Genomic DNA, 15,675 nt, shown 5'->3' on the forward strand with positions numbered 1-15,675 from the left:
CCAGACAGGAGCACCCTCATGAGGCACCGCATCGTCGTCCTCGGCGCCGGCTACGCCGGAGCCTTCGCCGCCGGGAACCTGGCCCGCCGGCTGAACGCCGAGGACATCGAGATCACCGTCGTCAATGCCGCCCCCGACTTCGTCGAGCGGATGCGGCTGCACCAGCTCGCCAGCGGGCACAAGGTCGAATTCCGCCCGCTCGCCGACATGTTCGCGGGCACCGGGGTGCGGGTGCGGGTGGCCCGCGTCACCGGGCTCGACCCCGAGCGCCGGGCCGTCGCCGTCAGCGACGCGGACGGAGACGCCGAACTCGCCTACGACACGCTGCTGTTCGCGCTCGGCAGCGCGGTGGACCGGCACGACGTCCCCGGCGTGGCGGAGCATGCGTTCGACGTCACCGGCCTGCCCTCGGCGCTGCGGCTGCGCGACCGGCTGGCCGAGCTGGGTGCGGGAGGCACCGTGCTGGTGGTAGGGGAGGGGCTGACCGGCATCGAGACCGCCGCCGAGATCGCCGAGGCCCGCCCCGACCTGGCGGTCGCGCTCGCCGCCCGGGGCGAACTCGGCGCCTGGCTCTCCCCGAAGGCCCGCCGCTACCTGCGGGCGTCCTTCGCCCGGCTCGGCATCACCGTCCACGAGCACACCGGCATCGAAGCCGTCGAGCCGGGCCGGGCGCTCGCCGCCGACGGCCGCGCCGTGCCCGCCGAAGTGACGATCTGGGCCGCCGGGTTCGCCGTGAACCCGCTGACGGCCGCCAGCGGCCTGGAGCTCGCCGCGGACGGCCGGATCCTGGTCGACCGCAGCATGCGCTCCGTCTCGCACCCGGACGTCTACGTCGCCGGGGACAGCGCCCACGCGATCGGCGTCAACGGTCGTCCGCTGCCGATGTCCTGTGCCTCGGCCGGCCTCACCGCCACCCAGGCCACCGCCGCCGTCATCGCCCGCCTGACGGGCCGGGAGGCCCCGGTCTCCGCGCTGAAGTACTTCGGCAACCACATCAGCCTCGGGCAGCGGGACGCGCTCGTGCAGATGGTGGACGGCGCCGAACGCTCCAAGTCCTGGTACCTGGGCGGCCGGACCGCCGTGCGGTTCAAGACGAGCGTGCTCAAGGCCTCCGCGTGGACCATCGCGCACCCGACCTACGGCATGCCCAAGCGCAGGCGCCACCTGACGGCAGTTCCGGTGAAGAGCCCCGCACAGAGCCCCCAGCAGACCCGCACGCGGAGCGCCGCCTAAGTTGTTGTGCATGGACAGCGCCGCCATCGACCGCTTCGAGGCCAGCCGGAGCCGGCTGGCCTCGCTCGCGTACCGTCTGCTCGGTTCGGCCGGCGACGCGGAGGACGCCGTGCAGGACGCCTTCCTGCGCTGGCAGGCCGCCGACCGCGACCGGATCGAGGTGCCCGAGGCATGGCTGACCAAGGTCGTCACCAACCTCTGCCTCGACCAACTCCGTTCGGCCCACGCCCGGTACGAGCGGGCCGCCGGCGACCTGCTCCCCGAACCGCTGCTCCAGGGCGACCCGATGCTCGGCCCCGCCGACACCTTCGAGCAGCGCGAGTCGGTGTCGCTGGCCGTGCTGACCGTGATGCAGCGCCTCGCGCCCGTCGAACGCGCCGCGTACGTGCTGCGCGAGGCCTTCGCCTACCCGCACGCCGAGATCGCCGGGATCCTCGACATCAGCGAGTCCGCGAGCCAGCAGCACGTCCACCGGGCGCGCCGGCGGGTGGCCGCCGAGCGGCGCGGCGGCCCCGAGACGGATCCGGCATCCGCGAAGCGGGTGGCCGAGGAGTTCCTGATCGCCGCCACCTCCGGGCGGGTCGACCAGTTGGTGGCGATGCTCACCGCCGACGCCACCGCGGTCTCGGACGGAGCGGGCCTGGCCAAGCGGCTGCTGCGGCTCACCAGCCGCGAACAGATCGCCGCCGGCGTGCGGGCCGGCTTCCGGTCCACCCCCGCCAAACGACGGCTGGCGGGCGGCATCTCCGCGCTGCACATCGCGCAGGTCAACGGTGCCCCGGCGGTCGTCGCCGTGGTCGACGGCCGGGTCAAGGGCGCCGTGGTACTGGAACTGCGCGACGGCAAGGTCGCCGGCCTGTGCGGCGTCGCCGCCCCGGACCGGCTGGCGCGTCTCGACACCGCCTGGCAGCGGTACGAACCCGGGGAGCCGGTCGTCGCCGAGTGGTGAGCGGAAGCGGCTTGACCTTGACCCAAGGTCAAGCCCCACGCTGAAGGGCATGACGAAGAACGCGAACACGAAGACCCGCAACGCTGCCTGGTCCGGGCTGGTCCCGGTGGAGGACACGGCGCTCGCCGTCACCGACACCGGCGGCCCCGGGCAGCCCGTGCTCTACCTCAACGGCTCCTACGCCACGCAGCGGAACTGGCGGCACGTCATCGCCGAACTCGGCGACGGCCACCGTCACATCACCTTCGACGAACGGGCCCGCGGCCGCTCGAAGCAGTCGGCCGACTACTCGTTCGCCGCCTGCCTGCGCGACATCGACGCCGTCCTGGACGCCACCGGGGTGCAGCGGCCGCTGCTGGTCGGCTGGTCCTACGGTGCCGCGCTGGCCCTGCACTGGAGCACCCGCAACCCGGACCGGACCGCCGGCGTGGTGATGGTCGACGGCGGCTACCCCTGGGACTACCTTGCCACCGTCGAGGGTGGCCGGGAGGCCAGCCGCGAGCAGATCCGCACCATGTTCCGGAAGTTCGGCTGGATCATGCCGCTGGTCCGGCCGCTGGGGATGGCCGCGCGAATGTCCGCCGAACAGCACGCCGAGATCAACATCGAACTGAACGAGATCGTCGCCGACAGCGACCCGGTGTTCGACCAAGTGACCTTCCCCATGCGTTTCGTGGTCGCCACCGGCGCCAGCCTCGGCGGCACCGCGGAAGGGCTCGCCGCGATGCGCGCCACCCTCGACCCGATCCTCGTCCGCAACCCGCACGTGCAGGTCAGCGCCACCGTCCCGAGCAAGCACACCACCATCGTGCGCAAGGACTTCCGGGCCATCGCCACCGCGGTTCGGGAGGTTGGACAGGACAGCTTGCAGTGAGGTTTTCTGACGGGATGACAGGCGGATCGGTAGGCGGATCGGTAGGCGGATCGGTAGGCGGATTGGCAGGCGGATCGGCAGGCGGGATGACGGACGGGATCACCATCGGCCAGGCCGCCGCGTTCGCCGGCATCACGGTGAAGGCCGTCCGGGTCTACCACCGCACCGGTCTCGTCGCCGAACCCCGCCGCGACAGCTCCGGCTACCGGCGCTACGGCACTGCCGAACTGCTGCGCCTGGTCCAGGTCCGCACCCTGGCCGGGGCGGGCGTGCCACTGGCCGAGATCGGGCCGATCCTGGACGCCGAGGGTGAGGAATTCGCGACCGCGCTCGACCAGGTCGAGGAGAACCTCACCCGGCGGATCGAGGAGCTGACCGCCCGCCGCGCCACGCTGCGCCGCCTCGCCACCGGCGACCGGGTGCTGCTGCCCGACCGGGCCTGCGCCATTCTCGACCGGATGCCTGGATTCGGTTTCTCCGCCCAGGACATGGCCATCGCGCGGGAGGGCCTGATCCTGGTCCGGGCACTGATGCCGGAGGGCTTCGAGGACTACCTTGCGCAGATCGAGCACGGCCTGGACGACCCCCGGCACGTCGCCCTGATCAAACTCACCTGGAGCGCCGGGAGTTGGGCGGCCGACGACCCCCGGATCGAGGACCTCGCCGAGGAGATGGCCCAGCACTTCCTCGCCGACCCGTCCCTGCTGCCCACCCTGACCGGCCTTCAGCACCAGGACGACGCCGTCACCCGCCACGACCTGCTCACCCACCACGGCGAGGACGACCGGCCGGGGTGGCGCCGGCTTACCGCGCTGATCCAGCAGAAGCTGCGCGCGGCCGGCACCGAACTGCCCTGACGGCGATCTGGGACGATGAGGGACGTGAACGACTCACCGAACCCCGCCGACGCCACCGTTGACCAGGTGGTGGAGTCCCAATGGCAGTTCAAGCGCGCGGAGGCGGCCGCGATGGAGTACTCCTGGGCCGATTCGTACCGGCAGTTGATCGAGGCCGCCTACACGGAGCCGGTGCTGCGGGCCCTGTATCCCTTCACCAGCCACTGGGGACTGCGCTTCTCCACCACCACCGGGCCCCTGATGGCGGCGGTCGGCCCCGTCGTGTCGGCGAACGGCGACGGTGATTTCGGGGTGGGCACCGGGATTCTCGCGCCCGACCTCGGACGCTTCACCACCGCGGCGGAGGCGGTCGCGTGCGCCGTGCGCGAACTCCCGTCCGACATCGGGCCCGTGATTCTCGGCTCGGCGCTGCGGCCGATGGGCGCCGGGTAGGCTGCCGGGCATGTTCGAGTACCACGGCTGGGTGACCATCCGGGAACGCGCCGACGCGGAGGACGACGAGGACCGGGCGCACGCCGACGGGTTCGTGGTGCACCGGATGGTGCGGGGGCAGGTGAGCGTGCACGAGGACACCCACCTGTCGCCGTGCATCCCGGTGCTGGAGGACCCCTGGGTCTCCTGACGCGAGGTCAGGGGCGGCGGGCCAGGAAGACGAACTCGCGGCCCGGGCGGTCGGGTGCGTCGCAGACCTCGTGGAGGCCGAAGCCCGCCGCTTGCAGGTCGGCCGTCACCTCGGCGCGTTCGCGGAAGCGCAGGGTGGAGTCGGAGGTGAGGTGCCGGCCGTCCGAGGCGAAGACGTAGTGCGAACGGAACGTCACCAGCGGCCCGTTGACGTCCAGCAGGTCGATCCAGGACTCCACCTGGCCGACCTCCGGCAGGTCGTCGAGCTGGTGGGTGGCCTCCCGGGTCCAGCCCTCCCAGGCGCGGCGGGACGGGTCGCGGGTCTCGAAGACGAGGTGGCCGCCGGGGCGGAGTGCCGCGTGGGCGCCGCGCAGGGTCGCGAGCCAGTCGGCGGGGTCGGTGATCGCCTGGGCGACGTTGGCCGTCATGGTGACCAGGTCGACCCGCAGCGGCGGCAGCGTCGTCGCGTCGCCGCAGATCCAGCGGACGCCGTCGCCGCCCGGCTTGGCCCGGGCCACCTCGACGGAGGCCGCCGCCGGGTCCACGCCCGTCACCTCGATGCCGCGCTCGGCCAGCAGCAGGGCGAACACGCCGGTGCCGCAGCCGAGATCGAGGACGCTGCGGGCGCCGAGCTCGTCGGCCAGGGCGAGATAGGGGAGCAGGTCGGAGCGGTCCGGGTCCAGCGCGTCGTAGAGCGCGGCCAGTCGGGGGTCGGTGAAGCACTCGTCAGCCATGCGGGCGAGAGTACGCCCGGGCACCTGCCGATTCGGGAGGCGGTGGAAACCGGTTGTCGCCGGGACGGGATGTTGCGTACGGTGCTCGGGTGAACACCGGAACGGCCATGGGCCACGCACGGATTGGTGAACCGGTGGGCGGCTGAGGCCGCCCCGGGTGCCTTCGGGGTGCCCACCGGTCAGGGGACCGCCCGGTCCTGGGAGCACGTAACCGCCCAGACCGAGCAGGCCGGCCATGCCTGCGCCAACCCCCCGACACCGGAAAGAGGTTCACCTACCACCATGCCTGCTGCTTTCAACCACACCATCATCCCGGCCGTGGATCGCGCGGTCTCCGCGCTCTTCTACCGCGAGCTGCTGGAAGCCGAAGAGGCCCCGTCCTGGGGGCCGTTCAGCAACCTGACGATCGCCGACGGTGTGCTGCTCCAGTTCGCCGAGCCGCCGGTGGAGATCCAGATGCACCACTACGCGTTCCTGCTCGACGACGAGCACTTCGACCGCGCCTACGCGCTGCTGTGCGAGCGCGACATCCCGCACTGGGCCGACCCGCAGATGCAGCGCCTGGGCGAGACCAACACCGAGCACGGCGGGCGCGGCGTCTACCTGCTCGACCCGGCCGGTCACGGCCTGGAGCTGATCACCCGCCCCTACCTGTAGGCGCCGTAGGCGTTCCACGGTGCGGGTGCGAGGATGACCTGATGGACGATCAGGATCTGCGCGCGGCCCTCGCGGAGCTGCAACTCACCCTCGCCCCGCACCTGGACGCCGACTGGGGCGTTCCGGCCGGCGGGCTGGAGTGGTCGTGCCAGGAGACGCTGGCGCACATCGGCCACGATCTGCTCGCCTACGCCGGGCAGCTGGCGGCCCGTCCCGACGACCGGTACCTGCCGTTCGACCTGACGGTCCGGCCGGGCACCGACCCCGCCACCACCTTGCAGATCGCGCTGGCCTGCGGCGAGTTGCTGGCTCTCGCGCTGGCCGCCGCCGGGCCCGACCTGCGGGCCTGGCACTGGGGGCCGGCCGACCGGACCGGCTTCGCCGCGATGGGCGTCGCCGAAATCCTGCTGCACACCCACGACATCGCCACCGGCCTCGGCCTCGACCGCACCCCGCCGCCGGCGCTCTGCGCCGCCGTGCTGGCCCGGCTGTTCCCCGACGCGCCGGCCGGCGACCCGGTGCGGGTGCTGCTCTGGTGCACCGGACGCGGCGAACTGCCGGGCCTGGCGCGGCGTGAGTCGTGGGGGTGGCGAGCGGCGCTGTCGTCCTGAGCGGCGCTGTCGTCCTGGGCGGCGCTGTCGTCCTGGGCGGTGCTGTCGTCCTGAGCGGTGGTCAGGACGGTGCGAGTCGTGCAGCCGGTGCGTCCTGAGCGCGGTGGTCAGGACGGCGTCGGGACCATCCGGTGCAGGCCCTTGCGGTCGTAGTAGAAGGTCATCGCGAAGCCGAAGACCAGCGCCACCACGAAGCCCACCGCGATCATCACCCAGGCCCGGGTCAGCCCGGCGTCGGCCTGCGCGTCGAAGTACAGGATCGCCCGCACCCCGCCCGCGACCTGGCGCATCGGTTCGAACGCGCCGAGGAAGTGGTAGAAGGACGGCGTGGCCTCGAGCGGGATCGTCGCGCCCGAGGACGGCAGTGCGAGCGCGATGAAGACGAACATCGCGACCAGCTGGCCGAGCGTGCCGAACGCCGCGTTGATCGCCTGCACGCCCAGGCCCACCGTGACGCAGGCGGCGAACGAGAACACCCACAGCAGCGGCAGGTGCGGGGCGTCCATGCCGAGGATGCCGATCGTCGCCAGCATGATCATCGTGGTGGTGACGACGGACAGCCCCGCGGTCATCTCCATCTTCACCACCAGCGTCTGGGTCCGGTTGATCGGCACCGTCGGCCGGCGCCAGTGCCACGGCCCGATCTCGCTGTCTGCGTAACCGAGCGACGTGTCCACCCCGTTGTGCACCAGGTTGGCGCTCAGGAACCCCGCCAGCACCAGCAGCAGCGTGTAGTAGAAGGCGCTCAGGCCGAGCCCGCTGTGCCGTCCGATCGGATGCCCCGGCTGCACCCGGACGTCCACCGGGTCGGTCAGCAGCAGCCGCGCCGTCGCCGAGGCGTTCGGCACGGCCGCCGTCAGCTGCTTGCCGAGCGCCTGCGAGGAGCGGTGCGCCGACTGCTGGGTGATCTGGCTCGCCAGCGAGGACGCCAGCGAACCGGTGCCCGGATTGGTCAGTGCGAACAGCACCGGACGCGCCGAGGCCTGGTTCGTCGTCAGCGCGGCCACGGTGCGGGAGAAGTCCTCCGGCACCACCAGCGCCCCGTACACCTGCCCCGAGGCCAGCAGCTCCTGCGCCCGCTCGCGCGACACCCGCTGCCACTGCACCTGCCCCGGCGGCGTCCCCGCCGCCACCGCGTCCGTCAACTCCACTCCCAGCGGCGCGGATTGGCCCGGCAGCGGCGGTCCGGCGTCCGCGTCCACCAGCGCGATCGGCATCCGGTGCAGATGGTCCGTCGGGGTCAGGATGCCGCCCATGTACAGCAGCGACAGCACCAGCGCGACCAGCGCGCTCAGGACGCCGGGGACCAGCCACATCCGCCACCGGCGCAGCACCTGCCACGCGCGGGCCTGCCGGGCGGGTTGTTGCGGGGGAACCTCGGTCGCCATGCCACTCCACCCTGTCGACGCCGGCTGCCGTCCCGGCCTGGAAACCCCCATGACGATAGGGTCCGGGCGCCGTCCGAATGGCCGCGACACCGGCCGGGCTCACCCCAATGGGCCAGCCCGGGTTGCGCGGTGGCGTTCGCTAGGGTTGGTCCATGGACGAACAGGACTCCCTGGACGAGCAGGTGACGGCGCCGTTCGGGAACTTTCCGGACGTGCGGCGGGCGCTGGACGCCGTCGCCGAACTGGCCGGGCCGGTGGCGGCCGCGCTGAAGCACTGGGACGCCGAACTCGCCGGCGCCGTGCGGTACGTGGACACCGACCCGGAACTCGCCGGCACCGCCGTGTTCTGCGCCGCGTACGACGTCCCCGCCGAGGCGTCCGCGAACTGCGTGGTGGTCGCCGCCAAGCGCGGCGGCGAGACCACGCTGGCCGCCGGGCTCGTGCTGGCCACCACCCGACTCGACGTCAACAAGGCGGTGCGCGGTCACCTCGGCGCGCGGAAGGCCTCGTTCGCGCCCATGGACACCGCCGTCGGCGAGAGCGGTATGGAGTACGGCGGCATCACCCCTGTCGGCCTGCCCGCGCACTGGCCACTGCTGATCGACGCCGCCGTCGCCGCCACCCCGTGGGTGCTGATCGGCAGCGGACGGCGCCGCGGCAAGCTGATCCTGCCCGGCGCGGCACTGGCCGCACTGCCCGGCGCGCAGGTGCTGGACGGGCTGGCCGGCTGAACCTTTCGGCAGCGGGAACACCGGGCGGGCGGCTGAGGTTGGAGGGGATGGTCCCGCCGGGCAGCGCCCCGGCGGACGGGCCACGCACCGCACCAGGGGTGCGGACGTCCCACGCGAGGAGTGAGAACGAGATGACCACGGACCGGGCTGTCCTGGCCGGCGGCTGCTTCTGGGGAATGCAGGAGCTGATCCGCAACCTCCCCGGCGTCCAGTCGACCCGCACCGGCTACACCGGCGGCGAGAACGCGCACGCCACCTACCGCAACCACCCCGGCCACGCCGAGGCGCTGGAGATCGTCTACGACCCGGAGCGAATCAGCTACCGCACGCTGCTGGAGTACTTCTTCCAGATCCACGACCCGAGCACCGTGGACCGGCAGGGCAACGACATCGGCAGCAGCTACCGCTCCGCGATCTTCTTCGGCGACGAGCAGCAGCGCGCCACCGCGCTCGACACCATCGCCGATGTCGACGCGAGCGGCCTGTGGCCCGGAAAGGTGGTCACCGAGGTGACGCCGGTGGGCGACTTCTGGGAGGCCGAGCCGGAGCACCAGGACTACCTCCAGCACTTCCCCAACGGCTACACCTGCCACTTCCCGCGGCCGGGGTGGAAGCTGCCGGTGCGTGACGGCGCCTGACGGCGGGTCGGCGGGTGGTGTGGGGATGATCGTCGGCCGGGTGCGGTTGGTCGTGTGTCGGTCGACGGCCGGTGGTTCGGGGTGGTGTCAGCTGTGGCCGGGGTGAGAGCTGCCAGTGCGTGACGCCTGACGGCGGGTCGGCGGGTGGTGTGGGGGTGATCGTCGGCCGGGTGCGGTTGGTCGTGTGTCGGTCGACGGCCGGTGGTTCGGGGTGGTGTCAGCTGCGGCCGGGGTGGAAGCTGCCGGTACGTGACGGCGCCTGACGCGTAGTCGGGGGTTGGCCGCCGATCGGGTATGCCCGGTCGGCGGCCGCGTGTTTTCGGGTCGAGCCGGGTCGAGCCGGGGCGAGCCGGGTGGGGTCAGTGTTCGGCGCGGGCGCGCAGCCGGTTTCGGGGCGAGTGGTTCCGGGCCGGGTCAGTGTTCGGCGCGGGCGCGCAGCAGGGTGTCCAGGGAGTCGACGATCCAGTCCCAGGACGCCTGCGGGTCGACCGGTGTGTGGGCGAAGCCGCCGGCGGCCTCGAGTTCGATGTAGCCGTGGAACGCGCCGCCGAGCAGGCGGACCGCGTGGGTCTGGTCCGGCTCCGGCAGGTGGTAGCCGCGGAGGATCGCCCTGGTCAGCTGGGCGTGGCGGGGCGCCGCGCTGCTTGCCGCCGTCTCCGGGTCCAGCCGCAGGCGGGTGGCCTGGTAGCGCCCCGGGTGCTCGACGGCGTAGCCGCGGTACGCCTCGGCGAACGCGGCGAGCGCGTCGCGGCCCGCCCGTCCGGCGACCGCGTCGGCGGCCCGGTCGGCGAGTTCGGTGAGCGCCAGCAGGGCGATCCGCACCTTCAGGTCCTGCGAGCTCTTCACGTGCGAGTACAGGCTGGCCACCTTCACGTCGAAGCGCCGCGCCAGCTCCGTCACCGTGACCTGCTCGAAGCCCACCTCGTCGGCCAGCTCCGCACCCGCCCTGGTCAGGACCTCCGCCGACAGACCTGCACGCGCCAACTGGACCCGCCTCCTGCTGCTCGATCGTTCCTTCTCCAGCGATTATCCATTTGCCTAAACGACTTAGGCAAATTAGCGTGGCGTTTCGTGAGAGAGCTGACCGACCCCGAGATCCGCGCCGCGTTCCTGAACTGCTCCAAGGGCGAGGCGAAACGCCTCAACCTCCCCCGCGACCTGGCCGACCTGCCCTGGTCCGACCTCGACTTCCTCGGCTGGCGCGACCCGCAGGCCCCCGACCGCGCCTACCTGGTCACCGTCCACGACGACCGCCCCCGAGCCGTCGTCCTGCGCAGCTCCGCCGCCGCCAGTTGGCAGCCCCGGCGCAGCATCTGCTCCCTCTGCGTCACCACCCACACCGGCGGCGTCTCCCTCCTCGTCGCCCCGCTCGCCGGCCCCGCCGGCCGCCAGGGCAACTCCGTCGGCGCGTACATGTGCAGCGACCTCGCCTGCTCGCTGTACGTCCGCGGCCTGCGCGAAACCGGCACCCGGATCCACGAATCGCTGACGGTGGAACAGCGGATCGATCGGGTACGGGACAATCTGGCAGGCTTCCTCGCCAAGGTGGAGGGCGCGGAAGCGAGTTGACAGGTGTCCCCGCCTCAACGAAGGCTGCGCGTTCTCGCTGAACCCTGGTGACCGCCAGCTTGCGTAGGCAGACCAGGGCCCGCCGGGAAGGCCGGAGTTTGCGGCGGCGGCCACCAATGCTCCCCGGCGATGGACCAGTTGACCGGTAGCCAACCAGGGCCTGGGCGCTCGGGCCTCCCGGCGGTGTGCTTAACCTTTGGTGAGACTGTTCAACCTTCGCTTCGCTGAGACAGGACAGAAGCGAGTCGACATGCCGGAGGGGGCAGGAATGGGCGGGATCGCCGAGGCGGACGTGGACGCGTTCGACGCGCTGGAGCGCCGGATCTGGGCGGGCCGGGCCACCGCCTACGCCGCGAGCGTCGCCCGGCTGTGCGCCCACCCCGTGCCCGCGCTGCTCGACGCCGCCGGCGTCGGGCCCGGCAGCGCGGTGCTGGACGTCGGTACCGGGACGGGCACCGCCGCCGCGGCGGCCTGTGCGCGCGGTGCCCGCGTCACCGCCGTGGACGCCGAACCGAGCATGCTGGCCGAAGCGAGGCGCGCCGCGCCCGAGGCCGAGCTGCACACCGCCACGCTGCCCGAACTCCCCTTCGCGGACGGCACGTTCGACGCGGTGGTCGGCAACTTCGTGCTCAACCATGTCGGACGACCCGCCGAGGCGCTCGCCGAACTGCGCCGCGTGCTGCGCCCCGGCGGACGACTCGCCCTCACCACCTGGGCCGCCCCTGCACCGCCCGGACAGTCCCTGCTCGGCCGCGCCTTCGAGGCCGCCGGGGCCGTCCGCCCCACCGACCTGCCCCCGCCACCTGCCGCCCTGCGGGCCGTCACCGAGGTCGACGGCTTCCTCGCGTTGCTTGCCGCAGCCGGTTTCGGCGGGGTGGACGGCCGGGTGGTGGCGTGGAACCACCGGACGGCCGTGGAGACGTGGTGGGGCGGCCCGGCCGACGGGGTCGCGTTCCTGGGGGAGCTGTTGCGCCGCCAGTCGCCGGAGGTGCGGGCCGGGGTGCGGCGCGAGTTCGATCGGCTGGCGGCCGAATTCGTGGGCGAGGACGGCGGGTTGGAGCTGCCGCATGCGGCGGTGCTGGTGGCTGCGCGGCGTTAGGCAGTGCGGTCGGCCGCTTCGCGGGCGTCCAGCAGTTCGTCCAGGTGGGTTTCGGCCCAGGTGCGGGCGGTGGCCAGCAGGTCGAGGAGGCTGCGGCCGAGCGGCGTCAGCTCGTAGTCGACGCGGCGGGCGGGGCCGGGGTGGACGGTGCGGAGGACGAAGCCGTCGCGTTCCAGCGACCGGAGCGACGCGGTGAGCACCTTGGGCGTGATGGTGCGCAGCGGGACCCGGAGTTCGGAGAAGCGTCGGGGACCGTCCGCCAGGCACTGGACGATCATGCCCGCCCACTTGTCGCCGCCCACCCGGATCGGCACCAGCTCGGACGGGCACACCGGATCGAACATCTCCGGGTCCAGGGGCTCGCGCATTGGCCCACCGTAGCGCCGCGCCCCGGTATCCGGGCGGAAACCAGGGGGGCGGCTACCGTCCGGAGGCACTACCGGCAGTGCGACAGGTCGAGGGAGCAACTCATGCGCAGGATCATCATCTTCGGTGCGGGCGGACGCGTCGGACGTGCGGCCGTCGCGGACGCCGTCCGCCGAGGGCACCACGTCACCGCCGTGGTGCGGAACCCCGACGCCCACCCGGACCTGGCGGGCCTCCACGTGGTGGCCGGTGACGTCACCGATGCCGATGTCGTCGCCGACCGGGCGGCCGGACACGACGCCGCCGTCATGGCCGCGTACGACGCCGGTGCCCGGCCGGACGCGTTCTTCGCCGCCGCCGCGCACGCCCTGGTCGACGGACTGGAACGGGCAGGCGTCGAACGGCTGATCACCCTCGGCCTGGCCGCCACCCTCGAACTCGCCCCCGGCACACCGCTGATGGACGCCCCCGGCTTTCCGCAGGAGTACCGCCCGTTCTCGCGCGCCCACGCCGTCGGCAGCGCCGTGTACCGCGCCGCCGATACCGTGCTGGACTGGCTGATCGTCAGCCCCGCCGGCGACTTCGACCACACCGCCGCACCCACCGGCCACTACACCGTCACGACCGGCGACTTCGCCGCCCGCGTCACCCACGCCGACTTCGCCCGCGCCCTGCTCGACGAGATCGACACCCCTCGCCACCACCGCACCCACCTCGGCATCGCCGGGGCCTGAACGCTCAGCGCACCTCGGCATCGCCGGGGCCTGAACGCTCAGCGCACCTCGGCGGACACCTGGGTGCCGAGTTCGCGGAAGCCGAGCCGGGCGGCGACCCGGCGGGAGGCCGGGACGCGGGCGCGCCACTGGGGGAGAAGGCCGGCGGCGAGGGCGTGCCGGGCGGAGGCGGCGGCGGTGTGACCGGCGAGGCCGCGGCCGCGGTGGGCCGGGTCGGTGAGCACGCCGAGATGGGCCGTTTCGAACGGCCAGGCGCGGTAGCCGCAGGCGCCGATCGCCCGGTCGTCGGCGAGCACGGTGAAGACGGGGGAGGTGAGTTCTTCGAGTCCGGCCTCGTCGGCATCCTGCTCTCCGGCCCGGCGCTCCAGGTCGCGCAACCGGGAGTCGGTGGGCGGGAGTTGGACCGTCGAGAGGGTGGTGGGTGGCTGGGGCCGGAGCCCGTCCGGGGCGAGGTAGGCGAGCGTGGCCGGGCCCAGCAACTCGCCGATCGGGAGGAGTTCGCGCAGCCGCTCGGCGTCCCCGGCCACCGCCGTCGGGTCCTTCCGCAGTGCCGCGCGCACCAGCCGCGCCCGCCGCTCGTCCGGTGCCGTCGCCAGCACCGCACCCCCGAGTGCGATCAGCCCGACCCACCCGGGCGGGCACAGACCGGAGCGCGGCACGACGGCGACGGCCACCCCGCCGGGTGGCGGGAAGGTCGCCCCGGCCAGACCTTCCCAGAGACGCCAAGCGGATTGCGGCAGCGAAGAGTTCGTCATTGCCGCATCCTGCCCGGCCTGCCGCGCCCCCGGCACGTCGATTTCCGGGAGGGGCCGGGGCAGCGAGTTGAGGTGACGTCGGGTCGGTCGACCGGGGTTGGTAGCGTGAGGCCTTTCGTGGTCCGACGAGTCGGGGGTGTCGCGGTGACCACCATGGTTGTCGTCAGGTACGGGGCCAGTGGCAAGCTCATGGACGTCCACCGGCCCGCGGACGCGCCGGAGCCGATGCCCGCGGTGCTGCTCTGGCACGGCCGGGGCCCCGACGAACGGGACGTCCTCGCGCCCGTCGCCCGCGCCGCGGCGGAGCGGGGCGTCGTCGTCCTGGTGCCGGACTGGAGTCCCGACGCCCCGGACGGCGGGCGAACGCACCTGAGGGAGTCGGCCGCCTTCGCACGGCAGCACGTGGCCGAGTTCGGCGGGGATCCCGAGCGGATCGCGCTCGCCGGCTGGTCGCTGGGCGGCAAGGCCGCCGTGGGCGTCGCCGTGAACCCCGGAGCCTTCGGCGACTGGCGGCCGCAAGCCGTGGTGGGAATCGCCGGCGCGTACGGATCGGCGGCACCGACCACCGGTACCGTCCCGCTCGACGACCTGCGCGTGGGCGGCGACCAGGGGGCGCCGGTACCGGTGTGGCTGGTGCACGGCACCGCCGACGCGGTGGTGGACGTCGAGCGGTCACGCGAGTTGTTCACGGCTCTCACGGAACGGGGCCGGCCGGTGCTGCTCCACGAGGACGTGACCGACCACGCCGGCGTCATCATGACCGAGTTCGTCCCCGAACACGCCCGCTGCCTGCCCAGCACCGCCGACCACGCCGTGCGGGCGGGGACGCGGACCGCCGAGGTGCTGGCGCGCGCGGCGGGCATCGCTGCGCACAACTCCGGCCGTCGGTTGTGAGGTGACGCGCTGAAGGCGGCGGCAGTGCAGCGAAGGGTTCAGCGATCGAGCCCCAGTGCGTCGGGAATGCCCCCGATCCAAGCCGCTCGATCAGGTTCCTGTGCGGCAACGCGGTCCAGCCCCTCGATGAACCGCCGGCGCTCCTCCGGCTCCATGCTGCCCAGTTCGTGGGCGATCTCTTCCAGGGCGTTCAGCGCAATATGCGAGTCATGGCCCACCGTGACGAGGTCGTCCAAGGCCGCGATCGCCGCCAGCAGGGCCCTGACGACTTCGTCCCCCCGAGTCACAACTTCGCCTTCCTCGATGTGAGTTGTCACGGTGCGACGCCGCCACCTTCCGGATCGGTCAGTGGCCGCCGCGGGGGCGTTCGCAGCCGCCTTCGAGGTAGGCGCCGTGGACCTCGATGCGGGCGGCGGAGGAGAGGTTGCCGGTGAGGCAGCCGCCCGGGCCGGGGACGGAGAGGGTGAAGTGGATGCCGTCGCCGTAGGGGGTGAAGTTGGCGTCGGGGTAGCCGAGGCCGGTCATCAGGGTGCGGGCCTGGCTCACGTCGATGGGGGCGGACTTGACGGCGGCCGTGATGCGGGCCGCGTGGGCCTCGCCGCGGCAGCGCTGGTTGTCCGTCAGGGTGGCCATCTGCAAGTAGGCGTGGTTCTCGGCGTACTTGGAGTTCTCCGGGTCGGTCCCGGAGGTGGCGGGCGGCGGGGTGGGCGCCGTGGTGGCCTTGTCCGCGCAGAGCTTCGCCACGTCGGGGAACTTCCGGTCCACTTCGGCGAGTTGCTGCTGCCAGCGGTCCTGCGCCTCCTGCTGGGCCTGGTTGGTGCTCGCCGAGGTCTGCGGGGTCGGGGCCGCCTGACCGGAGTCGGTCACGTGCTTGCTGCCGCAGCCGGTCAGGGCCCCGGCGGCGGCGAACACGACGGCGGCGAGGACCAGGACAGGACGCTTCACGGCGAGTACTCCAAAAAGAC

Annotated in this window: 21 protein-coding genes; 14 read left to right on the forward strand and 7 right to left on the reverse strand. The window is 73.0% G+C overall.

The window, feature by feature from the left end:
- Positions 1 to 18 precede the first annotated feature (18 nt).
- The 6 genes from ACFYS8_RS16450 to ACFYS8_RS16475 all read left to right on the forward strand — a co-directional run bounded on the left by ACFYS8_RS16450 (position 19) and on the right by ACFYS8_RS16475 (position 4,535).
- Positions 19 to 1,233 carry an NAD(P)/FAD-dependent oxidoreductase gene (locus tag ACFYS8_RS16450; RefSeq protein WP_387641478.1) on the forward strand — a complete coding sequence of 405 codons (1,215 nt, stop codon included), beginning with the start codon at positions 19 to 21 and terminating at the stop codon, positions 1,231 to 1,233.
- Between the two features lie 10 nt (positions 1,234 to 1,243).
- The gene (locus ACFYS8_RS16455; RefSeq protein WP_387641481.1) at positions 1,244 to 2,182 is read left to right on the forward strand and encodes a sigma-70 family RNA polymerase sigma factor; all 939 of its coding nucleotides are present in this window, start codon (positions 1,244 to 1,246) and stop codon (positions 2,180 to 2,182) included.
- 49 nt (positions 2,183 to 2,231) lie between these two features.
- Complete coding sequence (locus ACFYS8_RS16460; RefSeq protein WP_387641484.1) at positions 2,232 to 3,056, forward strand: alpha/beta fold hydrolase; 825 nt, start codon at positions 2,232 to 2,234, stop codon at positions 3,054 to 3,056.
- 86 nt (positions 3,057 to 3,142) lie between these two features.
- On the forward strand, positions 3,143 to 3,913 hold the full coding sequence (locus ACFYS8_RS16465; protein WP_387641486.1) for a MerR family transcriptional regulator: 771 nt from the start codon (positions 3,143 to 3,145) through the stop codon (positions 3,911 to 3,913).
- A gap of 24 nt (positions 3,914 to 3,937) precedes the next feature.
- Positions 3,938 to 4,345, forward strand: coding sequence for a DUF6193 family natural product biosynthesis protein (locus ACFYS8_RS16470; RefSeq protein WP_387641489.1), 408 nt, complete (start codon positions 3,938 to 3,940; stop codon positions 4,343 to 4,345).
- 10 nt (positions 4,346 to 4,355) lie between these two features.
- Positions 4,356 to 4,535, forward strand: coding sequence for an Imm7 family immunity protein (locus ACFYS8_RS16475; protein WP_387641491.1), 180 nt, complete (start codon positions 4,356 to 4,358; stop codon positions 4,533 to 4,535).
- Between the two features lie 7 nt (positions 4,536 to 4,542).
- On the opposite strand, the gene ACFYS8_RS16480 is transcribed toward ACFYS8_RS16475, so the two are convergent.
- Positions 4,543 to 5,268 carry a class I SAM-dependent methyltransferase gene (locus ACFYS8_RS16480; RefSeq protein ID WP_387641494.1) on the reverse strand — a complete coding sequence of 242 codons (726 nt, stop codon included), beginning with the start codon at positions 5,266 to 5,268 and terminating at the stop codon, positions 4,543 to 4,545.
- A 282-nt stretch (positions 5,269 to 5,550) separates the two neighbouring features.
- On the opposite strand from ACFYS8_RS16480, the gene ACFYS8_RS16485 reads away from it, so the two are divergent.
- Both ACFYS8_RS16485 and ACFYS8_RS16490 read left to right on the forward strand, forming a co-directional pair.
- Positions 5,551 to 5,925 carry a VOC family protein gene (locus ACFYS8_RS16485; RefSeq protein WP_387641497.1) on the forward strand — a complete coding sequence of 125 codons (375 nt, stop codon included), beginning with the start codon at positions 5,551 to 5,553 and terminating at the stop codon, positions 5,923 to 5,925.
- A 41-nt stretch (positions 5,926 to 5,966) separates the two neighbouring features.
- Positions 5,967 to 6,536 (forward strand): maleylpyruvate isomerase N-terminal domain-containing protein, encoded by a 570-nt coding sequence (locus ACFYS8_RS16490; RefSeq protein WP_387641500.1) that lies wholly within the window; start codon positions 5,967 to 5,969, stop codon positions 6,534 to 6,536.
- A gap of 107 nt (positions 6,537 to 6,643) precedes the next feature.
- Here the strand turns inward: ACFYS8_RS16490 and ACFYS8_RS16495 are convergent, their stop codons facing one another.
- Positions 6,644 to 7,924 carry a YhgE/Pip domain-containing protein gene (locus ACFYS8_RS16495; RefSeq protein WP_387641503.1) on the reverse strand — a complete coding sequence of 427 codons (1,281 nt, stop codon included), beginning with the start codon at positions 7,922 to 7,924 and terminating at the stop codon, positions 6,644 to 6,646.
- A gap of 152 nt (positions 7,925 to 8,076) precedes the next feature.
- On the opposite strand from ACFYS8_RS16495, the gene ACFYS8_RS16500 reads away from it, so the two are divergent.
- Together ACFYS8_RS16500 and msrA are read left to right on the forward strand one after the other, a co-directional pair.
- Positions 8,077 to 8,655 (forward strand): YbaK/EbsC family protein, encoded by a 579-nt coding sequence (locus ACFYS8_RS16500; protein ID WP_387641505.1) that lies wholly within the window; start codon positions 8,077 to 8,079, stop codon positions 8,653 to 8,655.
- Between the two features lie 131 nt (positions 8,656 to 8,786).
- Positions 8,787 to 9,293, forward strand: coding sequence for a peptide-methionine (S)-S-oxide reductase MsrA (msrA, locus tag ACFYS8_RS16505; protein WP_387641508.1), 507 nt, complete (start codon positions 8,787 to 8,789; stop codon positions 9,291 to 9,293).
- 414 nt (positions 9,294 to 9,707) lie between these two features.
- Here the strand turns inward: msrA and ACFYS8_RS16510 are convergent, their stop codons facing one another.
- Positions 9,708 to 10,277, reverse strand: coding sequence for a TetR/AcrR family transcriptional regulator (locus tag ACFYS8_RS16510; protein WP_387641511.1), 570 nt, complete (start codon positions 10,275 to 10,277; stop codon positions 9,708 to 9,710).
- A gap of 87 nt (positions 10,278 to 10,364) precedes the next feature.
- On the opposite strand from ACFYS8_RS16510, the gene ACFYS8_RS16515 reads away from it, so the two are divergent.
- Together ACFYS8_RS16515 and ACFYS8_RS16520 are read left to right on the forward strand one after the other, a co-directional pair.
- Positions 10,365 to 10,862, forward strand: coding sequence for an FBP domain-containing protein (locus ACFYS8_RS16515; RefSeq protein WP_387641513.1), 498 nt, complete (start codon positions 10,365 to 10,367; stop codon positions 10,860 to 10,862).
- A gap of 268 nt (positions 10,863 to 11,130) precedes the next feature.
- Entirely contained in the window at positions 11,131 to 11,961 is an 831-nt protein-coding gene (locus ACFYS8_RS16520; RefSeq protein WP_387641516.1) for a class I SAM-dependent methyltransferase, read from the forward strand.
- On the opposite strand, the gene ACFYS8_RS16525 is transcribed toward ACFYS8_RS16520, so the two are convergent.
- Positions 11,958 to 12,329: a winged helix-turn-helix transcriptional regulator gene (locus ACFYS8_RS16525; protein WP_387641519.1), complete on the reverse strand. Its 372-nt coding sequence runs from the start codon at positions 12,327 to 12,329 to the stop codon at positions 11,958 to 11,960. The two genes, ACFYS8_RS16520 and ACFYS8_RS16525, sit on opposite strands and share 4 nt — an antisense overlap.
- 102 nt (positions 12,330 to 12,431) lie before the next feature.
- On the opposite strand from ACFYS8_RS16525, the gene ACFYS8_RS16530 reads away from it, so the two are divergent.
- The gene (locus tag ACFYS8_RS16530) at positions 12,432 to 13,061 is read left to right on the forward strand and encodes an NAD(P)-dependent oxidoreductase (protein WP_387641521.1); all 630 of its coding nucleotides are present in this window, start codon (positions 12,432 to 12,434) and stop codon (positions 13,059 to 13,061) included.
- Positions 13,062 to 13,099: 38 nt separating this feature from the next.
- On the opposite strand, the gene ACFYS8_RS16535 is transcribed toward ACFYS8_RS16530, so the two are convergent.
- The gene (locus ACFYS8_RS16535; protein ID WP_387641524.1) at positions 13,100 to 13,816 is read right to left on the reverse strand and encodes a GNAT family N-acetyltransferase; all 717 of its coding nucleotides are present in this window, start codon (positions 13,814 to 13,816) and stop codon (positions 13,100 to 13,102) included.
- Between the two features lie 153 nt (positions 13,817 to 13,969).
- Between ACFYS8_RS16535 and ACFYS8_RS16540 the strand changes: the two genes are divergently transcribed.
- Positions 13,970 to 14,710: an alpha/beta hydrolase gene (locus tag ACFYS8_RS16540; RefSeq protein ID WP_387642160.1), complete on the forward strand. Its 741-nt coding sequence runs from the start codon at positions 13,970 to 13,972 to the stop codon at positions 14,708 to 14,710.
- Positions 14,711 to 14,748: 38 nt separating this feature from the next.
- On the opposite strand, the gene ACFYS8_RS16545 is transcribed toward ACFYS8_RS16540, so the two are convergent.
- Both ACFYS8_RS16545 and ACFYS8_RS16550 read right to left on the reverse strand, forming a co-directional pair.
- Entirely contained in the window at positions 14,749 to 15,027 is a 279-nt protein-coding gene (locus ACFYS8_RS16545) for a hypothetical protein (protein ID WP_387641526.1), read from the reverse strand.
- A gap of 28 nt (positions 15,028 to 15,055) precedes the next feature.
- Positions 15,056 to 15,655, reverse strand: a complete 600-nt coding sequence (locus tag ACFYS8_RS16550; RefSeq protein WP_387641527.1) for a hypothetical protein — start codon at positions 15,653 to 15,655, stop codon at positions 15,056 to 15,058.
- Positions 15,656 to 15,675 lie beyond the last annotated feature (20 nt).

Source organism: Kitasatospora sp. NPDC004615, from assembly GCF_042873545.1.
GTDB lineage: Bacteria > Actinomycetota > Actinomycetes > Streptomycetales > Streptomycetaceae > Kitasatospora.